Source organism: Rhodanobacter sp. GW835-FHT13D09 (genome assembly GCF_058793995.1).
In genome coordinates this window covers 17,053-35,776 of record NZ_JBXAGL010000002.1, presented here as the reverse complement: position 1 = coordinate 35,776, position 18,724 = coordinate 17,053, and the positions used below count along the sequence as shown (strand labels likewise).

The following is an 18,724-nucleotide window of genomic DNA, read 5'->3' as shown; positions in this document are numbered from 1 at the left end:
GGCGGCCATCCTCGCTCCTGCCTACTTAGCGGGAGATTAACCTGGCACGTTTCGTCGCCGGCCAGTCAGCCGGGGTGGGCTGCGCCGGCACCGGCTCACGGCTGGATCTGCAGCAGATCCAGCGGCCGACCATTGCCGCCGCGCACGCCCTGCTGCAACGACGCCAGCTGCCGGATCGACGGGCACAGCGCCTCGATCTGCGGGCGAAGCGCCTGCAGACGGGCCTGCACGCGCGGCTGCAACCCGGTGGCCAGCGCCGCAGCGCGGTCACGCAGGCTGGCCGCGGCCTGCAGGTCGCCGGCCAGTGCCGCGTTGATCGCCTGCTGGCCGAGGTCGCCAGCCAGCAGCGGCAGCAGGTCGCCGGCGATCTGGTTCATCATCTGGTTGGCGGCATCGCCCTGCCAGTCGCGGGTGCTCTGGCTGACCGAAATGCGGCGTTTCAGCTCGCTCGCATGCGCCGCCAGCCGGCGCTCGAACTCGGCACGGGTGGCGGCATCCAGTTGCATGCCGTCGGCCTCGGCGCGCAGCGCCTGGGCCGCCATGTCCACACCGTTGCGCGCCACCGTGCGCACCCGCGGCGCCAGCGCGCGCAGGTCGCGCTCGAACAACGCCAGCCGGTCCTCGTTCTCCGCGTTCTGCGGCACCACGGCGCCGTCGGTGCGCAGCACCCCGCGCTGCAGCTCGACGTGGAACGGCGCCGGCGTGGTCCGGTCGAACAGCAGGCTGTCGGGTTTCAAGGTGACGTCGTAGCTGCTGCTGGCGTGACAGGTCGTCGCCAGGTCCTGCGCGTGCAGCGAGGTGGCGGCGAGCGGCAGGGCGAGTAGCAACAGCAATCGTGGCAGGCGCATGGATGGCTTCCGGATGAACTTGCCCAGCGATAGCCGACTCCGCCGCAACCGCCGCTGAACTGGCCGCTCAAGGGCGTCGCGGATGGAACTGCGCACGCACCGCCGGGCGGCCCAGCTGCCAGGCCAGCCACAGCAGCAGCGGCAGCGCGGCCGCCTTGAGCGCCAGGCCGACCCGCCAGGTGCGCTCGGCCCGCGCGATCATCCACAGCGCCACCTCGCCCAGCTGCGGTTGCGCCCGCGCATGCTGCCGCGCGATCTCGAAATCGCCGGTGTGCTGCAGCATCAGCACGCCGGTGACCAGCGTCCACGCCGCCAGCAACATGGCCAGCACCTGCATCGTCGGCCGCGCCCATGCCTGGTGCAGGATGCAGCCGGCGCACGCCGCGATCACCACCAGCGCGGCCGCCAGGCAGGCGTATTCGGCGTGCTGCAGGTACTGTACGAATCCCGTCGCGGCGAACAGCAACAGGATCCACACGGCGCTCGTCCACGCCGAGAAGCGCCGCGCCGGGGCGGGGCCGGTGCGCATCGCCAGCGGCATCAGCGGGCCGCCTTCAGGCCGGCCAGGTCGCCCAGCACCTGCGCCGAGTTCTTCTCCGGATCGACGTCCACGTAGACCTTCGCGACCTTGCCCTGCGGGCGGGTCGGGAAAGTGGCGCGCCAGGCGCAGTGCGCGCCCATGCGCGAGGCCGGAACGAGCAGGCAGGAAAGACGACGCATGGCGGTGGCGGCTCCAGTTCGGGGAAAGGAAAACCCAGGGGCAACCGCCGCATTCTACGCGTCGCGACGAAGGAGGGCGCCGGACAGGCACCCTCCCTCGTCGCACCGTGCGTGGATCAGTGCTTGCGAATAGTGAACTTGCCCACCGAAACGCCCAGGTTCACGCCTTCGCCGGTGCCGGACAGCGCCAGCGAGGTAGTGCCCTTGGTCAGCAGTTGCACGGTGCCGCTCTTCACCACACCGGCCTCGGCGCCGGCCTGCACGTAGTCGCCGTAGACGTCGGCGATGCCATGCACCTTGCTGATCTCGCCCTTGCCGTTGTCGATGTGGTACTTGCCGGCGGTGAGGCCGCCGCCGACCACGGCGATCTTCACGTCCGCGCGCTGGCCATTGTCGCAGGTGATCGTGCCACTGCCTTCGGCGTGCTTGTAGAGCAGCGACCAGCCGGACAGGTTGTAGACGAGATCGCATTTCACCGACGCTTCGGCAGCCTGTGCATTGCCCGCCGGCCACGCGGCCATCGCGCCGGCACAGGCCAGGACCAGGGCAGCGATTCCAAAAGTGCGCTTGATCATTGTTGTCTCCTTGAAATCCATGGGATGGCACATGTTGCATGGACAGTGTTCCCTGCACCAACTGAACGCAGCGGTCAGTCGGCGCCGTGTCATTCAGCATCAATACCCCTATGTGACGCATACGTGCACAAAATGGAAAGCGCCTCTTGAAAATCTTGATGTTCCGCTAACAAACTACCGCGCAAACTGAACCCGACCGAACCGCAACCAAGGTGACGCCATGAAATTCCCCATGCTGCTCGTTGCTGGTCTCTCCTTGCTGCTGGCCGGACCGGCCGTGTACGCGCAGGCAGCGGCCACGCCCACAACAACCACGCACCACACCACCAAGCATTCCACCAGGCATCATCCGCGCCATGCCACCTCGAAGTCGCATTCCGGCACGAATGCTGCGGGCAGCGGGGTCGCGCAACCGAAAACGCGCACCGTGTGCGAGGACGTGGTGGTGCAGGACACGCCGAAAGACTCGAACCAGATCGCCGGCATGGCGATCGGTGCGGTCGCCGGCGGCCTGCTCGGCAACCAGATCGGTGGCGGCAAGGGCAGGACGCTGGCCACCGTAGCCGGCGCCGTGGGCGGAGGCTATGCGGGCAAGAAGGTCGAAGAACATCAGCAGGCGAAGAACACCCATACCGAACACCGCTGCCACGAGGTCACCAACTGATTTCGAGCCGCCTGCCCATCCGATTCCCCATCCTGGTTGCAGAGGCCGCATGCCGAAGTACGCACTGGTCGGTTACGACGGCTCCGATGCGTCCCGGCGTGCGTTCCAGTTCGCGATGGAGCTGGCGCATGCCTGCGCCGGCCGGGTGCGAGTGGTGTCGGTACTGCAGGTGACTGAAGGCGGCGCCGATGCTTCCGCCCTGATGATGGCCGATTCCGGCACCCGGCGCATGCAGGAACTGCTGGACGAACTGGCCGCGATCGTGCCGGATACCGCAACCCTGGCCGATGTGGAGCTGATCTACGGCAGCCCCGGCGACGTGCTGCTCAGCCAGGTCGAGCAGCATGGGGTGGACCATATCGTGATCGGCCACACCGAGCGCGGCGCACTGGCGCGCTGGCTGCTCGGCTCGGTGTCCGGCAACGTACTGGCGCGTGCCCATGTGCCGGTGACGGTAGTGCGCTGAAGTGCGGCGGCGCCGTCGTGCGAGTCGGGCCGCGTTAACCCAACGCCGCGCCCGCGTCGTATCCTGTGTCATCTTTCTGTCATGCGGGAAATCCGCTTGAGTTATTCCACCGACCTGCCCTGGACCCTGGAAAGCATCGATCTGGACCGGATCGAGGTCGCGCGCATACGCCACGACGAGGATCTGTTTTTCCTGCTGTGCAGTTCGTCCTTCGTCGAGAGCGGTTCGGACCTGTACACGCAGAACCTGGTCCGCCACTTCGCCGACGACGAGGAACTGGGAACCTGGCTCAGCCAGCACTGGGAACAGGAGGAGCTGCAGCACGGCCGCGCGCTGGCCGCCTACGTCAGGAAGGTCTGGCCGGAATTCGACTGGGACAAGGGCTTCCGGGCGTTCTGGAACGAATACGGCGCGGTGTGCACCGCCGAGCAGCTGGAAACCTGCCGCGGGCTGGAACTGGCCGCGCGCTGCGTGGTGGAAACCGGCACCGCCAGCCTGTACCGCGCGCTCAACGAGATCACCGACGAGCCGGTGCTGAAGCAGCTGACCAACCACATCAAGAGCGACGAAGTCCGCCATTTCAAGTACTTCTACCAGCATTACCGGCTGTATCGCGAGCGCGAGGGCTTCGGCCGCTACAAGGTGTTCCGGGCGATCCTGCGCCGGGTCAACGAGATCAAGAGCGAGGACAGCGATATCGCGCTGCGCCACGTGTTCAACCAGTGCTACCCGCAGCACCAGGGCAACGAAGCCGAGTTCCGCCGCATCAGCGACCGCGCCCAGGGCCTGTTGCGCCGCCACCTTCCTGCCGCGATGACGGTAAAGATGCTGCTCAAGCCGCTGGACCTGCCCGCGCGCCTGCAAAACGCGCTGGAAAAGCCACTGGCGAAGATCACCGAGAAGCTGTTCCTGCACTGATGCTCATGGCGACCCGGCCGGCTGGTCCGTGCGCGCCTTGCTGTCGATCCGCCGCTGCTTCTGCTGCGCGAGCTTGAGACTCTTCACGTCGACCGGGCGGATCCGGGTGATCGTGCAGGGGAAATTGCGCGCCCCGGTGAGCACCTTGTCGAAGCCGACCACCACCTGGCCGACGCTGGAGGTGATCCCGATCGCGTTGACGAATTCCAGGTCATGGCAGCCGCCGAGGTCGAGCAGCCACGCCTCGTTCGGCCGCGTGTAGACGGCCAGCTCGGTATCGCCCAGCGGCTCCCACGTATACAGGTTGGAGAAGCGGAAGCTGCGCACCGGCGCGCCGGCCGCGGCGGCATACGCGGCCTGGCGCTCACCGATCCGCTGCGTGTAGGGCGCGCCGGCGCAGCCGCCGAGCATGGCGGTCAGGGCTGTCGCCAGCAGAACACGTGTCGTGGTGCCCATGTGGTCGGACTCCATCGGTGGGGAGGTACCTACCAGAACGCACGAGACGGCTTTCCGCGTACCGCGCTACTTCTTTTTCTGCTTGCCGACGGCAACCCACCTGGCCGGGTCGAAGCCGGCCACTTCGTAGACCAGCGCCTGCCTCTTCTCGCCGTCGACCAGGGTGACGTCCAGCTCGATCTTCTTGGCCTTGCGCAGCATTGCGATGAAGCCGTTGTCGTCGCGGATCATCAGCGCCGGCTCGCCGGTGGACGGCGCGAATGCCCTGATCCGCACCGGCTTGCCGTCGGCGGTGCCGGCGATGATGCAGTTGCCGCGGCAGACGAAGCCAGGCTTGCTGCCGTACAGGAACACGCTCTGGCCCCACTCGGTGTGCCGGCGCAGCACCAGCCGCACGCGGTCGCCGCTGGCGGGCTGGCTGTTCTCGATGGTGGCGGTGGACTGCGTGCCGCCGGCCATCGGCGCCACCTGGTACAGCCACAGCCCGGCCAGCCGGTTCTTCTCGCTGGCCTCGGTGTAGCGCTGCTCGATCGCCGGCAGGGTCTGCAGCACCTCCTTCGCCGCGGCGCTGTCCGGAAACCGCTTGACGATGTCCCTGCCCATCGACACCGCCATCTCGTCGTTGCGGATGCGCAGCAGCTGGCGGTAGGTGTCGAGGTTGCGCGCCGCGTCGGCCGTCTGGGCCTGGGCCAGCTGCTGCTCCGCCGTCGGTGCCGGCGCGCCGCCCTGTGGCGAGCAGCCGGCCAGCAGCCAGGCGGCGCAGAAAGCCAGCGGGACATAACGGAGAAAAGCGCGATTCATCGGCGACCTGCCAGGCGGGAACAGGCAGCTAGCTTGGAACGATCGGCCGTCTCCGTGCAACCACGCCGGTTCAATCCGTCTGCCCGAAACGTTCGCGCAGCGCAGCGCGCCGCAGTTGGCCGACGGCTTTCCCGAATTCAGTTTTCGCCGGCCATGCTCGAGTCCAGGTGCTCGACCCGTACGATCTGGTCGAGCCAGACGTGCTGGCTCCACTCCGGCACGTCGGGTCGTTCCAGCTGCACGGTGGCATTGATGCCTTCACGCTCGTCGGCATCACGAAACACCTGCACGCTCGGTCGCACGCAGACCACGCCGTCGCAGCTGCTGCCGTCCTTCAACAACAGCACGACATGCCCGTTGGACGGCAATTCGTCGACCAGCGATTCGATCTGCCGGATGCTGGCCGGGTCGGTGTAGACACGTTCCGCCTGTCTGCCCATGGGACTCGCCTCGAACGACGTGATCGGCCGCCACGCTAATCGGCAAGACGGCAAGCGCGCGTCAATCCGCCCGTCCACTGGCTGAACGGCAGGCAGCGTGCCGGACGCCATGCACCGCGCGGTAGCGGCTCCGATCGAGCTGGCTGCAGGGCGGCAGGCAGAAGCCGCCGCGCGGAGGGAACCGGCAGCGGATATGCTTTCACGCCCCGCACGGAGCCGCGCCATGATCGTCACTTCACCGACCGAATTCCTGGAAGCACTTGCCACGCTGGCGCCGTTGCCGGGAGCGGCAGCGACCGCGCGGGCCGCGTTCATGGTGGCGCCGGCCGAATTCGCCCTGGCGCAGGAATCGGCGCGCGACAACCGCTATATGGATCTGGGCCTGGCGGTCGACCCGCTGAAGGCGCTGGCCCAGCACGGCGCGCTGGCGCAGGCGCTACGCGCGGACGTGCCGGTGATCACCTTTCCCGGTGAGCCGGCAACGCCCGACGCGGTGTTTCCGAACAACGTGTTCGCCACCGCGCCGGGACGGCTGATCGTCGGCCGCATGCGCCACCCGGTACGCCAGCGCGAGGCCGCGCGCGCCGACATCCGCAGCTTCTTCGGCGACGTGCTGGGCTACGAGGAGATCGACCTGTCCGGCCGCAGCGACCTGGTCGCCGAACTGACCGGCTCGCTGGTCATCGACCGTGCCCGCGGCATCGGCTACTGCGGCCTCAGCGAGCGCTGCGACCCGGCCGGTGCCGAGGCGATGCACCAGGCGTTCGGCCTGCGCCTGACCTACTGCTTCGAACTGGCCGGGAGCGAGTACCACACCAACGTGGTGCTGACCCTGCTGGCCGGCCGCGCCGCGATCATCGCCGCCGACGGCTTCCGCGACCCGGCCGCGGCACGGGCGATCGCCACCGCCTGTGGCGACCGCGCGGTCTGGCTGAGCACGGCGCAGAAACAGGCCTTCGCCGGCAATGCGATCACCCTCTCCGACCACCGCGTGTGGATGAGCGCCCGCGCCGCCCGTTCGCTCACCGACGCCCAGCGCGAAGCGCTGGCCGGCTTCGGTTTCACGGTGGGCGCGGTGGAACTGGACGAGATCGAGAAGGCCGGCGGCAGCCTGCGTTGCTGCGTGGGCGAGATCTACTGAGATGGTCTGCGTTGCGCGGACGCCATCGCCGGGGCATGCTCGGCGCATGTCAGCGTCGATATCCTGCATACGCCTGTTCCGATTGATCGGACTTGCGATCCTCCTGGCCGCGGCCGGCGCGCGGGCCGCGCCCGTCGCCATGGGCGGGCGCACCTGGGCCAATCCGCTGGACATCGACTACCGCTACAACTACGAGCAGATGAACGAGGGCATCTCGTACCGCACCGGCGCGGACCCCGCGTTCGTGCGCTATGGCGATGCGTACTACCTGTTCCTGACCCTGGCCGACGGCTACTGGCGTTCGACCGACCTGGTGCACTGGCAGTTCGTGCAGCCGGACAGATGGCCGTTCGACGGCCCGGTGGCGCCGGCCACCCTGGTCGCCGACGGCAAGCTGTTCCTGATGTCGTCGGCGATGGAGCCGCGCCCGCTGCTGTACTCGACCGATCCTGCGCATGGCCGCTGGCGGTTCTGGACGCGCCTGCTGCCGGCGGTACCGGGCGCGGTATGGGCCGGGCACGAGAGCGAGATGAAACCGGGTGACCTGCCGCCCGGTCCGTGGGACCCGGGCCTGTTCCGCGACGAGGACGGCAGGACCTATCTGTATTGGGATTCCTCCAACGTCTTTCCGTTGTACGGTGCGCAGATCGACCTGGCGCTGGACCGCGCCGACGAAGGCGAAGGCAAGCGGATGGCCTTCGTCACCAAGCCGGCCGCACTGCTCAAGGCCGATCCCGCCGCGCACGGCTGGGAACGCTTCGGGCAGGATCACGCCAACACCCGCATCGCGCCCTTTGTCGAGGGCGCCTGGATGAACCGCCACGGCGACCGCTACTACCTGCAGTACGCCGCGCCGGGCACCGAGTACAACGTGTACGCCACCGGCGTTTACGTCGGCAGCAACCCGCTGGGACCGTTCACCTACGCGCCATACAACCCGGTCGGCTACAAGCCCGGCGGCTTCGCCACCGGCGCCGGGCACGGCTCCACTTTCCAGGACGCACACGGCAACTGGTGGAACAGCGGCACCATGTGGGTGGGCCTGAACTGGACGTTCGAGCGGCGCATCGAACTGTTCCCCGCCGGCTTCCACGCGGACGGCCAGATGTGGGTCGACACGCGCTTCGGCGATTTCCCGCAGCGCATGCCCGACCATGCGCTGCGCGAGGGCGAAAGCACCTTCACCGGCTGGATGCTGCTGTCGTACCGCAAGTCCGCGCACGCTTCGTCGCAACTGCCCGAGCACCCGCCCTCTGCCGTCACCGACGAGAACCCGCGCACGTTCTGGGCGGCGGCAAGCAACACTCCCGGACAGACGCTCACGCTCGACCTGGGCGGCCCGCGCACGGTGCGCGCCGTGCAGGTGGACTACGCCGACTACCGCTCCGGCCGCTACGGCGACGCACCCGACATCGTCACCCGGTTCCGCCTCGACGGCTCGGCGGACGGCAGGCGATGGACCACCCTGGCCGACCTCTCGCACGAAACCCGCGACCGGCCGAACGCCTATCTCGAACTCGACCATCCGGCACGCATCCGCTACCTGCGCTACGTGCACGGCCACGTCGGCGCACGCACGCTGGCGATCTCCGACCTGCGCGTGTTCGGCAACGCCGATGGCCCGCCGCCGCCGGCACCGGTGCTGGTTTCCGCCCGCCGCCTGGCCGACACCCGCGACGCCGAGATCGTCTGGCAGCCGGTGCCCGGTGCGGTCGGCTACAACGTGCGCTGGGGGCTGGCCGCCGACCGCCTGCACGAGACGTACCAGCGTTTCGCCGACCAGCCGACCCGGCTGACCTTGCGCGCGCTGAGCAAGGGCGTGACGTACGTCGTGGCGGTCGAGGCGTTCGACGAACGCGGAGTTTCGACGCTGTCGCGGGCCGCCACGCTGCAGCCCTGAGAGGTTGTGACTATTCAACCTCGAAGCCCGGCCATGGCGAGGGCATGGATGCCCGAGTTGAGGCAACGCAGGAGCAGTTGCCCGATGGCCGGACGCGGATCGGGCACGCAAGTGCCTGATTCGCGTGAGCGAGTCCGGACATGTGCCGGACTCGCGACGGAAGAAAACCACAGGACGTGGTTTTCTTCACAAGGCCTGAGCTTGCGTGCACCCGCGCAGTGCGCTCTGATGCGCGGATGCTCGTCGTCCATCACCTCAACAACTCGCGTTCGCAACGCATCCTGTGGCTGCTGGAAGAACTCGGCGTGCCATACGAGATCAGGCACTACCAGCGCGATCCGCAGACCATGCTGGCGCCGCCGGCATTGCGCGCGATCCATCCGCTGGGCAAGTCGCCGGTGATCACCGACGGCGAACTCACCCTGGCCGAGTCCGGCGCGATCGTGGAATACCTCGCCGACCGCTACGGTGCGGGCAGGTTGATCCCGGCGCCCGGCACGCCCGAGCGGCTGCGCTGCAATTACTGGCTGCACTACGCCGAAGGCTCGGCGATGCCGCCGCTGCTGCTGAAGCTGGTGTTCCGCAGGATCGAGACGACGCCGATGCCGTTCTTCGCGAAGCCCGTCGCGAAGGGCATCGCGCGCAAGGTACAGGACGGCTTCGTCGACCCGCAGCTGAAACTGCACCTGGATTACCTCGAGGGCGAGCTCGGCAAGAGCGAGTGGTTCGGCGGCGACACGTTCGGCGTCGCCGACATCCAGTTGAGCTTCCCGCTGGAAGCGTTCGCCGCGCGTGGCGGACTGGACGACCATTGCCCGCGGCTGGCCGCCTTCCTGCAGCGCATCCACGCGCGGCCGGCTTACCAGCGCGCGCTGCAGCAGGGCGGCGAATACCGGCTCGGCTGAACGGATCGCGCCGCCACGCGGCGCTGTTTACGCCTCGCTCACGAGGTCGCTGGCAGCCTCGGAAGCCCGCCGAGAGGAGCACACTCCATGCGCAACCACGATATCGAGAGCCGGCTCCACGACGCCGGCGAGCGCGCGGGCGAACAGGCGCGTCGCTACGCCGACGGCGCCGCCGAGCGCGCGCACAGCCTGTTCGAACGGGGCCGCGAGCTGGGTTCACGCTGGAACCGTCACGGCGATTCGTACGGTCGCCGGCTGTCACATGCGGCCGAGGATCTCGCCGACGAGGCGCACTACCAATACCGCCGCCTGCGCCGCCAGGTTAATCGCCACCCGCTGGCCACGGCGGCGATCGTGGCCGGTACGCTCGGGGCGTTCCTGCTGCTGCGCCGCGTGTTCCGCAGCGACGACGAGTGAGCGCCGCGCGCGCCTGAACGCGGTTCGCGCGAACCGGCGCCCTGCCCGCCGCGGTATGCTGGCCATCCGTACGTCAGGGTGGCCGATGCATGCATTCGAGGGACCTCACCTTCCACCACCCGGTGGCGTTCTGGCTCGGCTGCGCCATGGTGATCGCCGGTGTGCTGGCCCACCTGCCGATGCTGGCGATGGCCGCGCCGATGCACTATCGGCTTGCCGGGATGCCAATCGACGACGCCATGCTGGCAGGCATGCTGCTGGTACCGCTCGGCGTGCTGCTGGCCGGTTACGGCCTGATGCCGCGGCTGGAACAGATGCGGCGCACGCTGCATCCCGATCGCGACCCGCTGCCGTTCCACGCCGCCGATCACGTACCGCTCAACCGCGAGCACTGGAAGCTGGTCACCGTATTGACCATCGCGCTGGCGGTGGACGTGATGAAGCCGGCCACGATCGGCTTCGTGATGCCGGGCGTCTCGACGGAATACGGCATCGGCGCCTCGACCGCCGGCCTGCTGGCGCTGTCGGCGCTGACCGGTACCGTGATCGGCTCGGTGGTGTGGGGTCGCCTTGGCGACCTGTTCGGTCGCCGCGCGACGATCCTGCTGTCGGCGCTGATGTTCATGGGCACCTCGATCTGCGGCGCGATGCCGGCGTTCGGCTGGAACCTGGTGATGTGCTTCATGATGGGTGCCGCCGCCGGCGGCATGCTGCCGATCACCTTCACCCTGATGGCGGAGACCATCCCCACCCGGCACCGCGGCTGGCTGCTGGTGGCGCTGGGCGGGGTCGGCACCTCGGCCGGCTACCTGCTCGCCTCCGGCGCCGCGACCCTGATCGAACCCGACTTCGGCTGGCGCGCGCTGTGGCTGCTCAACCTGCCCACCGGCGCGCTGATCATCCTGCTCAACCACTACATTCCCGAATCGCCGCGCTTCCTCGCGCTGACCGGCCTGGAGGATCAGGCGCGCGCCGTGCTGCAGCGGTTCTCGGGCACGGCGGTATCGACGACACCTGCGGCTCCGTCTGTCCACCCCGCGGGCGAAGCGCCCCGGCCCGATCCGCATGCCTCCGCCCGGGTCGGCATGCGCCAGCTGCTGCGGGGAAGGCACGCGGCGATCAGCTGGGGGCTGATGGTATGCGCAGTGGCCTGGGGGCTGGCGAATTTCGGCTTCCTGCTGTGGCTGCCGGCCAACCTGGTCACGCTGGGCATCGACGCGCAGGCCAGCGCCGCGCTGCTGGCGCGCTCGGCGATCCTTGCGCTGCCCGGCATCGGCCTGGTGGTGTGGTTCTACCAGCGCTGGAGCAGCATTCGCACCCTGGTGCTGTTCATCGGACTGACCGCGCTGTCCCTGCTGTTCTTCTTCGCGATCGCGCTGGCCAACCTGCGCTCGGCGACGCTGACCATCGTTGGCACGGTAGCCCTGCTGCTGAGCATCAGCGGAGTGATCGCCACGCTGATCCCGTACGCGGCGGAGATCTACCCGGTGCACCTGCGCAGCACCGGCGCGGGGCTGATCGCCGGGGGCTCGAAGTTCGGCGGCATCCTCGGCGCGCTGATCGGCGTGGCCGGCCTGTTCGAACACTTCATGCTGTCCGCGCTGCTGATCGCGCTGCCGATGATCGCAGCCGCCTGGCTGCTGGCGCGCAGCGGCATCGAGACGCGCGGCCACGGGCTGGAAGCGATCCAGCACGCACTGTCGGAATAGCCGCAAGGGAAAGCCGCCTCACGGCGGCTTTCCCTGACCTTGACGCCGAGGGCCCGATCGCTCAGACCGTCAGCGGGTTCGGTTTGTCCGGGTCGAGCTTGTACTCGCGGATCGCGCGCGCCACGTCCTTGGCGTTGACCTTGCCTTCCTTCGCCAGCGCGGCCAGCGCGGCGTGGGCGATCCAGTAACGGCTGATCTCGAAGAACTCGCGCAGGTGCTCGCGGGTGTCCGAGCGGCCGTAGCCATCGGCGCCCAGCGCGGTGAAGGAGCGGCCCTCGGGCACGAAGGCGCGCACCTGGTCGACCACGCCGCGCACGTATTCGCTGGCGGCGATCACCGGGCCGTCGCGGTCGGCCAGGCACTGCGCGACGTGGGGCACACGCGGCGCCTTGGCTTCCGGGTGCAGGCGATTCCAGCGTTCGCAGTCGAAGCCGTCGCGCGACAACTCGCTGAAGCTGGGGCAGGACCACACGTCGGCCTTCACGCCGAAGTCGGCATCCAGCAGCTCCGCGGCGGCGACCGCCTCGAGCACGGAGCCGCCCGCGGCCATCAACTGCACGCGCGGCGCACTGCTCTTGCCCTTGCCCTTGGCGGCGCCGGCTCCCGAATCCCGGAACAGGTACATGCCCTTGACGATGCCGTCGTAGCAGCCCTCGGGCATGTCCGGGTGGGTGTAGTTCTCGTTGGTGGTGGTGATGTAGTAGAAGACGTCCTGCTGCTCCTCGTACATCTCCTGCACACCGCGATGCAGCAGCACCGCCACCTCGTAGGAGAAGGTGGGGTCGTAGGCGCGGCAGTTGGGCACGGTGCCGGCCATCAGCTGCGAGGCGCAGTCGGAGTGCTGCAGGCCCTCGCCGGGGAAGCTGGCGCCGGCGGTGGCGCCGATCAGGAAGCCGCGCGCGCGCTGGTCGCCGGCGGCCCAGATCAGGTCGCCCACGCGGCGGAAGCCGAAGAACGAGTAGTAGATGAAGAACGGCAGCATCGGCTGGTTGGACACCGAGTAGCTGGTGGCCGCGGCGATCCACGCCGACACGCCGCCGGCCTCGGAGATGCCTTCCTGCAGCACCTGGCCGTCCTGCGCCTCGCGGTAGTACAGCAACTGGTCGGCGTCCTGCGGACGGTACTTCTGGCCGAACGGCGCGTAGATGCCGATCTGGCGGAACATGCCTTCCATGCCGAAGGTGCGCGCCTCGTCGGCCACGATCGGCACCACGCGCGGGCCGAGCTGCTTGTCGCGCAGCAGCAGGTTCATGCCGCGCACCAGCGCCATGGTGTTGGAGATCTCGCGCTCGCCGGTGCCGGCGGTGATCTGCGCGAAGGCAGACAGCTCCGGCGCCTTGCACGGCACGTCGGTGCGGCGGCGGCGCTGCGGCAGGAAGCCGCCCAGCGCACGGCGGCGCTCCTGCATGTATTCCACCTCAGCCGAGTTCGCGCCGGGGTGGTAGTAGGGCACGCTGTCGAGCTTGTCGTCGGCGATCGGGATCTGGAAGCGATCGCGGAAATGGCGCACCGCATCGCCGGTCATCTTCTTCTGCTGGTGGGTGGGGTTCTCCGCCTCGCCCGAGCCGATGCCCATGCCGTAGCCCTTCACCGTCTTGGCCAGGATCACCGTGGGCATGCCCTTGGTGTTCACCGCGGCGTGGTAGGCCGCGTAGACCTTGTGCGGGTCGTGGCCGCCGCGGTTCAGACGCCAGATGTCGTCGTCGCTGAGGTTGGCGACCATCTCGCGGGTCTGCGGGTACTTGCCGAAGAAGTGCTCGCGCGTGTACGCGCCGCCGAACGCCTTGCACGCCTGGTACTCGCCGTCGACCGTTTCCATCATCAGCTTGCGCAGGATGCCGTCCTTGTCGCGCGCCAGCAGCGGATCCCAGTAGCTGCCCCAGATCACCTTGATCGCGTTCCAGCCGGCGCCGCGGAACACGCCTTCGAGCTCCTGGATGATCTTGCCGTTGCCGCGCACCGGACCGTCCAGGCGCTGCAGGTTGCAGTTGATCACGAAGATCAGGTTGTCCAGCCCCTCGCGGCCGGCCAGCGCGATGGCGCCCAGCGACTCGGGCTCGTCCACCTCGCCGTCGCCGAGGAAGCACCACACCTTGCGGTCGGACTTGGGAATCAGGCCGCGGTTTTCCAGATAGCGGAAGAACTGCGCCTGGTAGATCGCCTGGATCGGACCCAGGCCCATCGACACCGTGGGCATCTGCCAGTAGTCGGGCATCAGCCACGGGTGCGGGTAGGAGGTGAGCGAGCGTTCGCCGCCGATCACGTCGGCGCGGAACAGGTCGAGCCGGTCTTCGCTGATGCGGCCCTCGAGGAAGGAGCGCGCGTAGATGCCGGGACTGATGTGGCCCTGGTAGCCGATCAGGTCGCCGGGGTGCTCCGCGCTGGGCGCGCGCCAGAAGTGGTTGAAGCCCACGTCGTAGAGCGTGGCGCTTGAGGCGAAGCTGGCGATGTGGCCACCCAGCGAACCGGGTTTGCGGTTGGTGCGCACCACCATCGCCATCGCATTCCAGCGGATCAGCGAGCGGATGCGCCACTCCATCGCCGGGTCGCCCGGGCTCTTCGCCTCGTTCGCCGGCGCGATGGTGTTGACGTAGGCGGTGGTGGGGTCGAACGGCAGGTGGCCACCCGAGCGGCGGGTAGTGTCGACCATCTGCTCCAGCAGGAAATGCGCGCGCTCGGTGCCGTCGTGATGGATCACCGCGTCGAGCGAGTCGATCCACTCACGTGTTTCGGTGGGATCGATGTCCTGGTTGAGGATGTCGTCGAGTTGATCCATGAGTTTCTCCGCGGCGCCGTTGCAGCGCCCATGCTTGAGGGGGGATACCCCGCCGCCGGGGGATGACGGCGGGATCATTGTCCAAGTCTAGCGGCTGGCCCGGAGGGCCGCCAATGCTGACTCCATGCGGCGGCGCACGGCAACCGGGCCGCCGTCGCCGGACCGGCCACTCCTGACCGGTGACCGGGATGCTCAGCCAGACTGGCGGTTCAGCGCGCGGATCTGCGCCTCGACGCAGGCCACCGCGCTCATGTTCACCACCCGGCGCACGGTCGACTGCGGCATCAGGATGTGCGCCGGCTTGGCCACGCCCATCAGGATCGGCCCGATCACCACGCCGTCGGAGAGCATGCGGGTCATGTTGTAGGCGATGTTGGCCGCGTCCAGGTTGGGGAACACGAACACGTTCGCCTTGCCCTCCAGCCGCGAGTTCGGGAACAGCTTCTCGCGCAGCGAGGGCACCAGCGCCACGTCGGCCTGCATCTCGCCCTCCACCTCCAGTCGCGGTGCGCGGGCGCGGATCAGTTCCAGCGCCTTGCGCATCTTCTTGGCGCCGCAGGTGTCGCGGCTGCCGAAGTTGCCGCCGGACAGCAGCGCGATCTTCGGCGTGATGCCGAACAGCTTCAGCCGGATCGAAGCCTGCAGGGTCGCCTCGGCGATCTGCTCCGGGCAGGGATCGTCCTGCACGTGGGTGTCGAGGTAGAAGAACGTGCCCTTGTCGGTGGACACCGCGGCCATCGCCGACGGCTCGACCACGCCGGCATCCAGGCCGATGATGTCTCGGATGTAGCGCAGCTTGCCCTGGTACTGGCCGACCAGGCCGCAGATCATCGCGTCGGCCTCGCCGCGCTCGACCATCAGCGAGGCGATCGCGGTGGGTCGCGAGCGGACCACCGCCTTGGCCATCGACGGGGTCACCCCGCGGCGCTCCATCAGGCGGTGGTAGTGCTGCCAGTAGGCGTCGAAGCGCGGGTCGCTGTTGATGTTGCAGATCTCGATGTCCACGCCCGGCTTGATGCGCAGGCCGGCGCGCTGGATGCGCTTCTCGATCACTTCCGGGCGGCCGATCAGGATGGGTTTGGCCAGGCCTTCATCGACCACCACCTGCACCGCGCGCAGCACGGTCTCCTCCTCGCCCTCGGCGTAGACCAGCCGGCACGGCGCGGACTTGGCCCGCTCGAACACCGGCTTCATCAGCAGGCCGGTACGGAACACGAAGCTGGTCAGCTGGTCGAGGTAGGCGGCGAAGTCCGCGATCGGCCGCGTCGCCACGCCCGAGTCCATCGCCGCCCGCGCCACCGCCGGCGGCAGCTGCAGCAGCAGGCGCGGGTCGAACGGCTGCGGGATCAGGTAATCCGGGCCGAAGCTGGGCGGCTTGCCGCCGTAGGCACGCGCGCTGACGTCGGACGACTCGCGCCGCGCCAGCGCGGCGATCGCCTTCACGCAGGCGATCTTCATCGGCTCGTTGATCACCGTGGCGCCCACGTCCAGCGCGCCGCGGAACAGATACGGGAAGCACAGCGCGTTGTTGACCTGGTTCGGGTAGTCCGAGCGGCCGGTGGCCATGATGCAGTCCGGCCGCACCGCCTTCGCCTCTTCCGGGGTGATCTCCGGGTTCGGGTTGGCCAGCGCGAAGATGATCGGCCGCGCGGCCATGGTGGCGACCATCTCCGGCTTCAGGATGCCGCCGGCGGACAGGCCGAGGAACACGTCCGCGCCGTCGACGATCTCGGCCAGCGTGCGCGCCTTCGTTTGGCGCGCGTAGCGCTGCTTGTCCGGATCCAGGTCGGAGCGTCCGGTGTGGATCACGCCGTGGCGGTCGAACGCCAGGATATGCTCCGGCTTCACGCCCAGCGCCACCAGCATGTCCAGGCAGGAGATGCCCGCCGCGCCGGCGCCGGTGGTGGCCACGCGGATGTCCCCGATTTTCTTGCCGACCACCACCAGCGCGTTGAGCAGCGCCGCGCCGACGATGATCGAGGTGCCGTGCTGGTCGTCGTGGAACACCGGGATCTTCATCCGCTCGCGCAGCTTGCGTTCGACGATGAAGCACTCCGGCGCCTTGATGTCCTCCAGGTTGATGCCGCCGAAGGTCGGCTCCAGGCTGGCGATGATGTCGACCAGCTTGTCCGGGTCGTTCTCCTGGATCTCGATGTCGAACACGTCGATGCCGGCGAACTTCTGGAACAGCACGCCCTTGCCCTCCATCACCGGCTTGGCCGCCAGCGGCCCGATGTTGCCCAGGCCCAGCACCGCGGTGCCGTTGGTGATCACCGCGACCAGGTTCGAGCGCGCGGTGTACTCGGCCGCCGTGGTCGGGTCCTCGACGATCGCATCGCAGGCCGCGGCGACGCCGGGCGAATAGGCCAGCGACAGGTCGCGCTGGGTCAGCAGCGAGGTGGTCGGGGTGACCTTGATCTTGCCGGGGCGCGGCAGGCGGTGGTACTCGAGGGCGGCGAGGCGCAGTTCTTCGGGAAGGCTCATGGATGCTTTGTTTGCGGGTGGAGGGGGCGGCGAGCGCCTCGACGGGGAATGGCCTGTGATGTTAGCACCGGGGCGGACCTGCCCGGCCGGTGCCTGCGACGCGACGACGCGCCGTCAGCCGCCGTGCAGCAGTTCATCGCCCTGCACCCGGTTCATGTGGATGCCGTTGATGAACACCGAAAACGCCAGCTTGCCGGCCAGTCCGTGCACGTGCTGCATCCACGGCGGCAGCCAGCGCGGCGGCAGGATCGCGCCGGAGGCGAAGTGCGGCTGCAGCGCCACCACGTCGTGCAGGGTCAGCTTGCCGGCGAACAGGTGGCGCAGCAGGTCCATCCGCCGCTGCTTCAGCGCCCAGCGGAAGAACGTGTGCACGGTGAGCAGGCCGGAGAGGTAGACGTTGTCCTTGGCGAACGCCACGCCGCCGCCCGGCGGCACCCCGCGGAACACGCGCTGTGCCGAATGGAAACTGTCCGCCGCGCTCTGTCCGCAGGCGCTGAAATAGCGGTAGACCTCCACGAAATCGGCGCCGTTGAGCGCCATGTCGATCGCCAGGATGCGCAGGCTGATGCGCTTGAGCCGCGCGATGTCGATCGCGCCGGACATCAGTTCAGCGAACACCGCCAGCCCTTCCTGGGTGGCGGTGACCCGCGGCGAAGTGCGCGCCAGCGAGGCCAGCAGCGGCTGCCGGCGACCGTTCAAGGCGGTGAGCGAGTGCACGAACGCCTCGTGCGCCAGCAACTGGTGGCGGTCGTATTCGCTGAAGCAGGTACCACCACGCAGGCGGATGCGGGTGGCGCCGGCGGCCGCCTTCGCGGTCAGTTCGGGATCGACCTCGACCTTGATCGTGCCGGCGCCGAAGAACGCGTCCAGCGTGGCGGCCAGGTCCGCGCGCAGCTCGTCGGCCGGCACATTCACGCTGATGTCGTCGGCCAGCAGGTCCGCGCCGAGTTCGTCGGACAGCTCGACGAAGTAGCGCGCCGCGTCCAGGTTGCTGCGCTGGCTGCCCGGGATGGCGTCGTCCGGGCGTCCATACAGCACGATCGAGGGCGCGGCGAAGCCGCTGGTGCCGACCGACTCCAGCATTTCCGCGGCGATCCGCCACGACTCGGCGGTGCGCCGCAGGTAGTCGCCCAGCGGGTCGATGTCCGCCGCGTCGGCGCCGCCCGCGGCCGCCTCGATCGCCGCCAGTTCGGTGCGCGCCGCGGCCAGGTCCGGCCGCACGTACGCCACCTGCGGCAGCGCGAATCGGCCCTTGCTGTAATCCGCGATCATGCGGTCCTCCAGCGAGGCCGGCCACGCCACGGTCGGCAGGATGCGGATGCCGCGCACCGCCGCCAGCAGCCGCCGGTCGAGCTCGGCGTAGTGCTGCAGCGGCACGTCCGTCGTGGACGCGCTCATCGGCGCATGCCGCGCTTTGCCATGCCCATTCCCGCCGTCATCGCCCTCGATCTCCTGCCGTGCGCTGCCGGACCCGTTCGTTCCGGCAACACGTCGAAATCCCGTG

At 68.8% G+C, this 18,724-nt stretch carries 18 protein-coding genes; 8 read left to right on the top strand and 10 right to left on the bottom strand.

Annotation, left to right across the window (positions count from 1 at the left end; genetic code table 11):
- Positions 1-95: 95 nt before the first annotated feature.
- From AC1Q5A_RS03000 to AC1Q5A_RS02985, 4 genes are all read right to left on the bottom strand, one after another.
- Positions 96-848 carry a DUF2884 family protein gene (locus AC1Q5A_RS03000; protein WP_492698186.1) on the bottom strand — a complete coding sequence of 251 codons (753 nt, stop codon included), beginning with the start codon at positions 846-848 and terminating at the stop codon, positions 96-98.
- Positions 849-915: 67 nt separating this feature from the next.
- The gene (locus AC1Q5A_RS02995) at positions 916-1,389 is read right to left on the bottom strand and encodes a hypothetical protein (RefSeq protein ID WP_492698184.1); all 474 of its coding nucleotides are present in this window, start codon (positions 1,387-1,389) and stop codon (positions 916-918) included.
- Positions 1,389-1,568, bottom strand: a complete 180-nt coding sequence (locus tag AC1Q5A_RS02990) for a hypothetical protein (protein WP_492698182.1) — start codon at positions 1,566-1,568, stop codon at positions 1,389-1,391. Before AC1Q5A_RS02990 ends, AC1Q5A_RS02995 begins: the two co-directional genes overlap by 1 nt.
- A 116-nt stretch (positions 1,569-1,684) precedes the next feature.
- Complete coding sequence (locus tag AC1Q5A_RS02985; protein ID WP_492698180.1) at positions 1,685-2,143, bottom strand: hypothetical protein; 459 nt, start codon at positions 2,141-2,143, stop codon at positions 1,685-1,687.
- Between the two features lie 220 nt (positions 2,144-2,363).
- Between AC1Q5A_RS02985 and AC1Q5A_RS02980 the strand changes: the two genes are divergently transcribed.
- From AC1Q5A_RS02980 to AC1Q5A_RS02970, 3 genes are all read left to right on the top strand, one after another.
- On the top strand, positions 2,364-2,807 hold the full coding sequence (locus tag AC1Q5A_RS02980; RefSeq protein WP_492698178.1) for a glycine zipper 2TM domain-containing protein: 444 nt from the start codon (positions 2,364-2,366) through the stop codon (positions 2,805-2,807).
- Between the two features lie 49 nt (positions 2,808-2,856).
- Complete coding sequence (locus AC1Q5A_RS02975; protein WP_492698176.1) at positions 2,857-3,273, top strand: universal stress protein; 417 nt, start codon at positions 2,857-2,859, stop codon at positions 3,271-3,273.
- Between the two features lie 96 nt (positions 3,274-3,369).
- Positions 3,370-4,191 carry a ferritin-like domain-containing protein gene (locus AC1Q5A_RS02970; RefSeq protein WP_492698174.1) on the top strand — a complete coding sequence of 274 codons (822 nt, stop codon included), beginning with the start codon at positions 3,370-3,372 and terminating at the stop codon, positions 4,189-4,191.
- 3 nt (positions 4,192-4,194) lie between these two features.
- On the opposite strand, the gene AC1Q5A_RS02965 is transcribed toward AC1Q5A_RS02970, so the two are convergent.
- From AC1Q5A_RS02965 to AC1Q5A_RS02955, 3 genes are all read right to left on the bottom strand, one after another.
- Positions 4,195-4,647, bottom strand: coding sequence for a DUF6491 family protein (locus tag AC1Q5A_RS02965; RefSeq protein ID WP_492698172.1), 453 nt, complete (start codon positions 4,645-4,647; stop codon positions 4,195-4,197).
- A gap of 66 nt (positions 4,648-4,713) precedes the next feature.
- Positions 4,714-5,448, bottom strand: a complete 735-nt coding sequence (locus AC1Q5A_RS02960) for a hypothetical protein (protein ID WP_492698170.1) — start codon at positions 5,446-5,448, stop codon at positions 4,714-4,716.
- A gap of 137 nt (positions 5,449-5,585) precedes the next feature.
- Positions 5,586-5,888 carry a DUF3247 family protein gene (locus AC1Q5A_RS02955; protein WP_492698168.1) on the bottom strand — a complete coding sequence of 101 codons (303 nt, stop codon included), beginning with the start codon at positions 5,886-5,888 and terminating at the stop codon, positions 5,586-5,588.
- A gap of 223 nt (positions 5,889-6,111) precedes the next feature.
- Here AC1Q5A_RS02955 and AC1Q5A_RS02950 point away from each other — a divergent pair, with 223 nt between their 5' ends.
- The 5 genes from AC1Q5A_RS02950 (at position 6,112) to AC1Q5A_RS02930 (ending at position 11,960) form a co-directional block, all read left to right on the top strand.
- Entirely contained in the window at positions 6,112-7,029 is a 918-nt protein-coding gene (locus AC1Q5A_RS02950; RefSeq protein ID WP_492698166.1) for an arginine deiminase-related protein, read from the top strand.
- Positions 7,030-7,168: 139 nt separating this feature from the next.
- On the top strand, positions 7,169-8,929 hold the full coding sequence (locus tag AC1Q5A_RS02945; protein WP_492698164.1) for a family 43 glycosylhydrolase: 1,761 nt from the start codon (positions 7,169-7,171) through the stop codon (positions 8,927-8,929).
- Positions 8,930-9,165: 236 nt separating this feature from the next.
- Entirely contained in the window at positions 9,166-9,834 is a 669-nt protein-coding gene (locus AC1Q5A_RS02940) for a glutathione S-transferase family protein (protein WP_492698162.1), read from the top strand.
- Between the two features lie 87 nt (positions 9,835-9,921).
- Positions 9,922-10,251 (top strand): hypothetical protein, encoded by a 330-nt coding sequence (locus tag AC1Q5A_RS02935; protein WP_492698160.1) that lies wholly within the window; start codon positions 9,922-9,924, stop codon positions 10,249-10,251.
- Between the two features lie 89 nt (positions 10,252-10,340).
- On the top strand, positions 10,341-11,960 hold the full coding sequence (locus AC1Q5A_RS02930) for an MFS transporter (protein ID WP_492698158.1): 1,620 nt from the start codon (positions 10,341-10,343) through the stop codon (positions 11,958-11,960).
- A gap of 61 nt (positions 11,961-12,021) precedes the next feature.
- On the opposite strand, the gene aceE is transcribed toward AC1Q5A_RS02930, so the two are convergent.
- The 3 genes from aceE to AC1Q5A_RS02915 form a co-directional block, all read right to left on the bottom strand.
- Entirely contained in the window at positions 12,022-14,736 is a 2,715-nt protein-coding gene (gene aceE / locus AC1Q5A_RS02925) for a pyruvate dehydrogenase (acetyl-transferring), homodimeric type (protein WP_492698157.1), read from the bottom strand.
- A 192-nt stretch (positions 14,737-14,928) separates the two neighbouring features.
- Positions 14,929-17,220, bottom strand: coding sequence for an NADP-dependent malic enzyme (locus AC1Q5A_RS02920; protein WP_492698155.1), 2,292 nt, complete (start codon positions 17,218-17,220; stop codon positions 14,929-14,931).
- A 114-nt stretch (positions 17,221-17,334) separates the two neighbouring features.
- The gene (locus AC1Q5A_RS02915) at positions 17,335-18,618 is read right to left on the bottom strand and encodes a peptidase MATCAP family protein (protein ID WP_492698153.1); all 1,284 of its coding nucleotides are present in this window, start codon (positions 18,616-18,618) and stop codon (positions 17,335-17,337) included.
- Positions 18,619-18,724: the final 106 nt, after the last annotated feature.

Excerpts from the sequence above, each read along its gene's own strand:
- AC1Q5A_RS03000 (WP_492698186.1), bottom strand. The coding sequence starts at position 848 with ATGCGCCTGCCACGATTGCTGTTGCTACTCGCCCTGCCGCTCGCCGCC.
- AC1Q5A_RS02995 (WP_492698184.1), bottom strand. The coding sequence starts at position 1,389 with ATGCCGCTGGCGATGCGCACCGGCCCCGCCCCGGCGCGGCGCTTCTCG.
- AC1Q5A_RS02990 (WP_492698182.1), bottom strand. The coding sequence starts at position 1,568 with ATGCGTCGTCTTTCCTGCCTGCTCGTTCCGGCCTCGCGCATGGGCGCG.
- AC1Q5A_RS02985 (WP_492698180.1), bottom strand. The coding sequence starts at position 2,143 with ATGATCAAGCGCACTTTTGGAATCGCTGCCCTGGTCCTGGCCTGTGCC.
- AC1Q5A_RS02980 (WP_492698178.1), top strand. The coding sequence starts at position 2,364 with ATGAAATTCCCCATGCTGCTCGTTGCTGGTCTCTCCTTGCTGCTGGCC.
- AC1Q5A_RS02975 (WP_492698176.1), top strand. The coding sequence starts at position 2,857 with ATGCCGAAGTACGCACTGGTCGGTTACGACGGCTCCGATGCGTCCCGG.
- AC1Q5A_RS02965 (WP_492698172.1), bottom strand. The coding sequence starts at position 4,647 with ATGGGCACCACGACACGTGTTCTGCTGGCGACAGCCCTGACCGCCATG.
- AC1Q5A_RS02960 (WP_492698170.1), bottom strand. The coding sequence starts at position 5,448 with ATGAATCGCGCTTTTCTCCGTTATGTCCCGCTGGCTTTCTGCGCCGCC.
- AC1Q5A_RS02955 (WP_492698168.1), bottom strand. The coding sequence starts at position 5,888 with ATGGGCAGACAGGCGGAACGTGTCTACACCGACCCGGCCAGCATCCGG.
- AC1Q5A_RS02950 (WP_492698166.1), top strand. The coding sequence starts at position 6,112 with ATGATCGTCACTTCACCGACCGAATTCCTGGAAGCACTTGCCACGCTG.
- AC1Q5A_RS02945 (WP_492698164.1), top strand. The coding sequence starts at position 7,169 with ATGGGCGGGCGCACCTGGGCCAATCCGCTGGACATCGACTACCGCTAC.
- AC1Q5A_RS02940 (WP_492698162.1), top strand. The coding sequence starts at position 9,166 with ATGCTCGTCGTCCATCACCTCAACAACTCGCGTTCGCAACGCATCCTG.
- AC1Q5A_RS02935 (WP_492698160.1), top strand. The coding sequence starts at position 9,922 with ATGCGCAACCACGATATCGAGAGCCGGCTCCACGACGCCGGCGAGCGC.
- AC1Q5A_RS02930 (WP_492698158.1), top strand. The coding sequence starts at position 10,341 with ATGCATTCGAGGGACCTCACCTTCCACCACCCGGTGGCGTTCTGGCTC.
- aceE (WP_492698157.1), bottom strand. The coding sequence starts at position 14,736 with ATGGATCAACTCGACGACATCCTCAACCAGGACATCGATCCCACCGAA.
- AC1Q5A_RS02920 (WP_492698155.1), bottom strand. The coding sequence starts at position 17,220 with ATGAGCCTTCCCGAAGAACTGCGCCTCGCCGCCCTCGAGTACCACCGC.
- AC1Q5A_RS02915 (WP_492698153.1), bottom strand. The coding sequence starts at position 18,618 with ATGAGCGCGTCCACGACGGACGTGCCGCTGCAGCACTACGCCGAGCTC.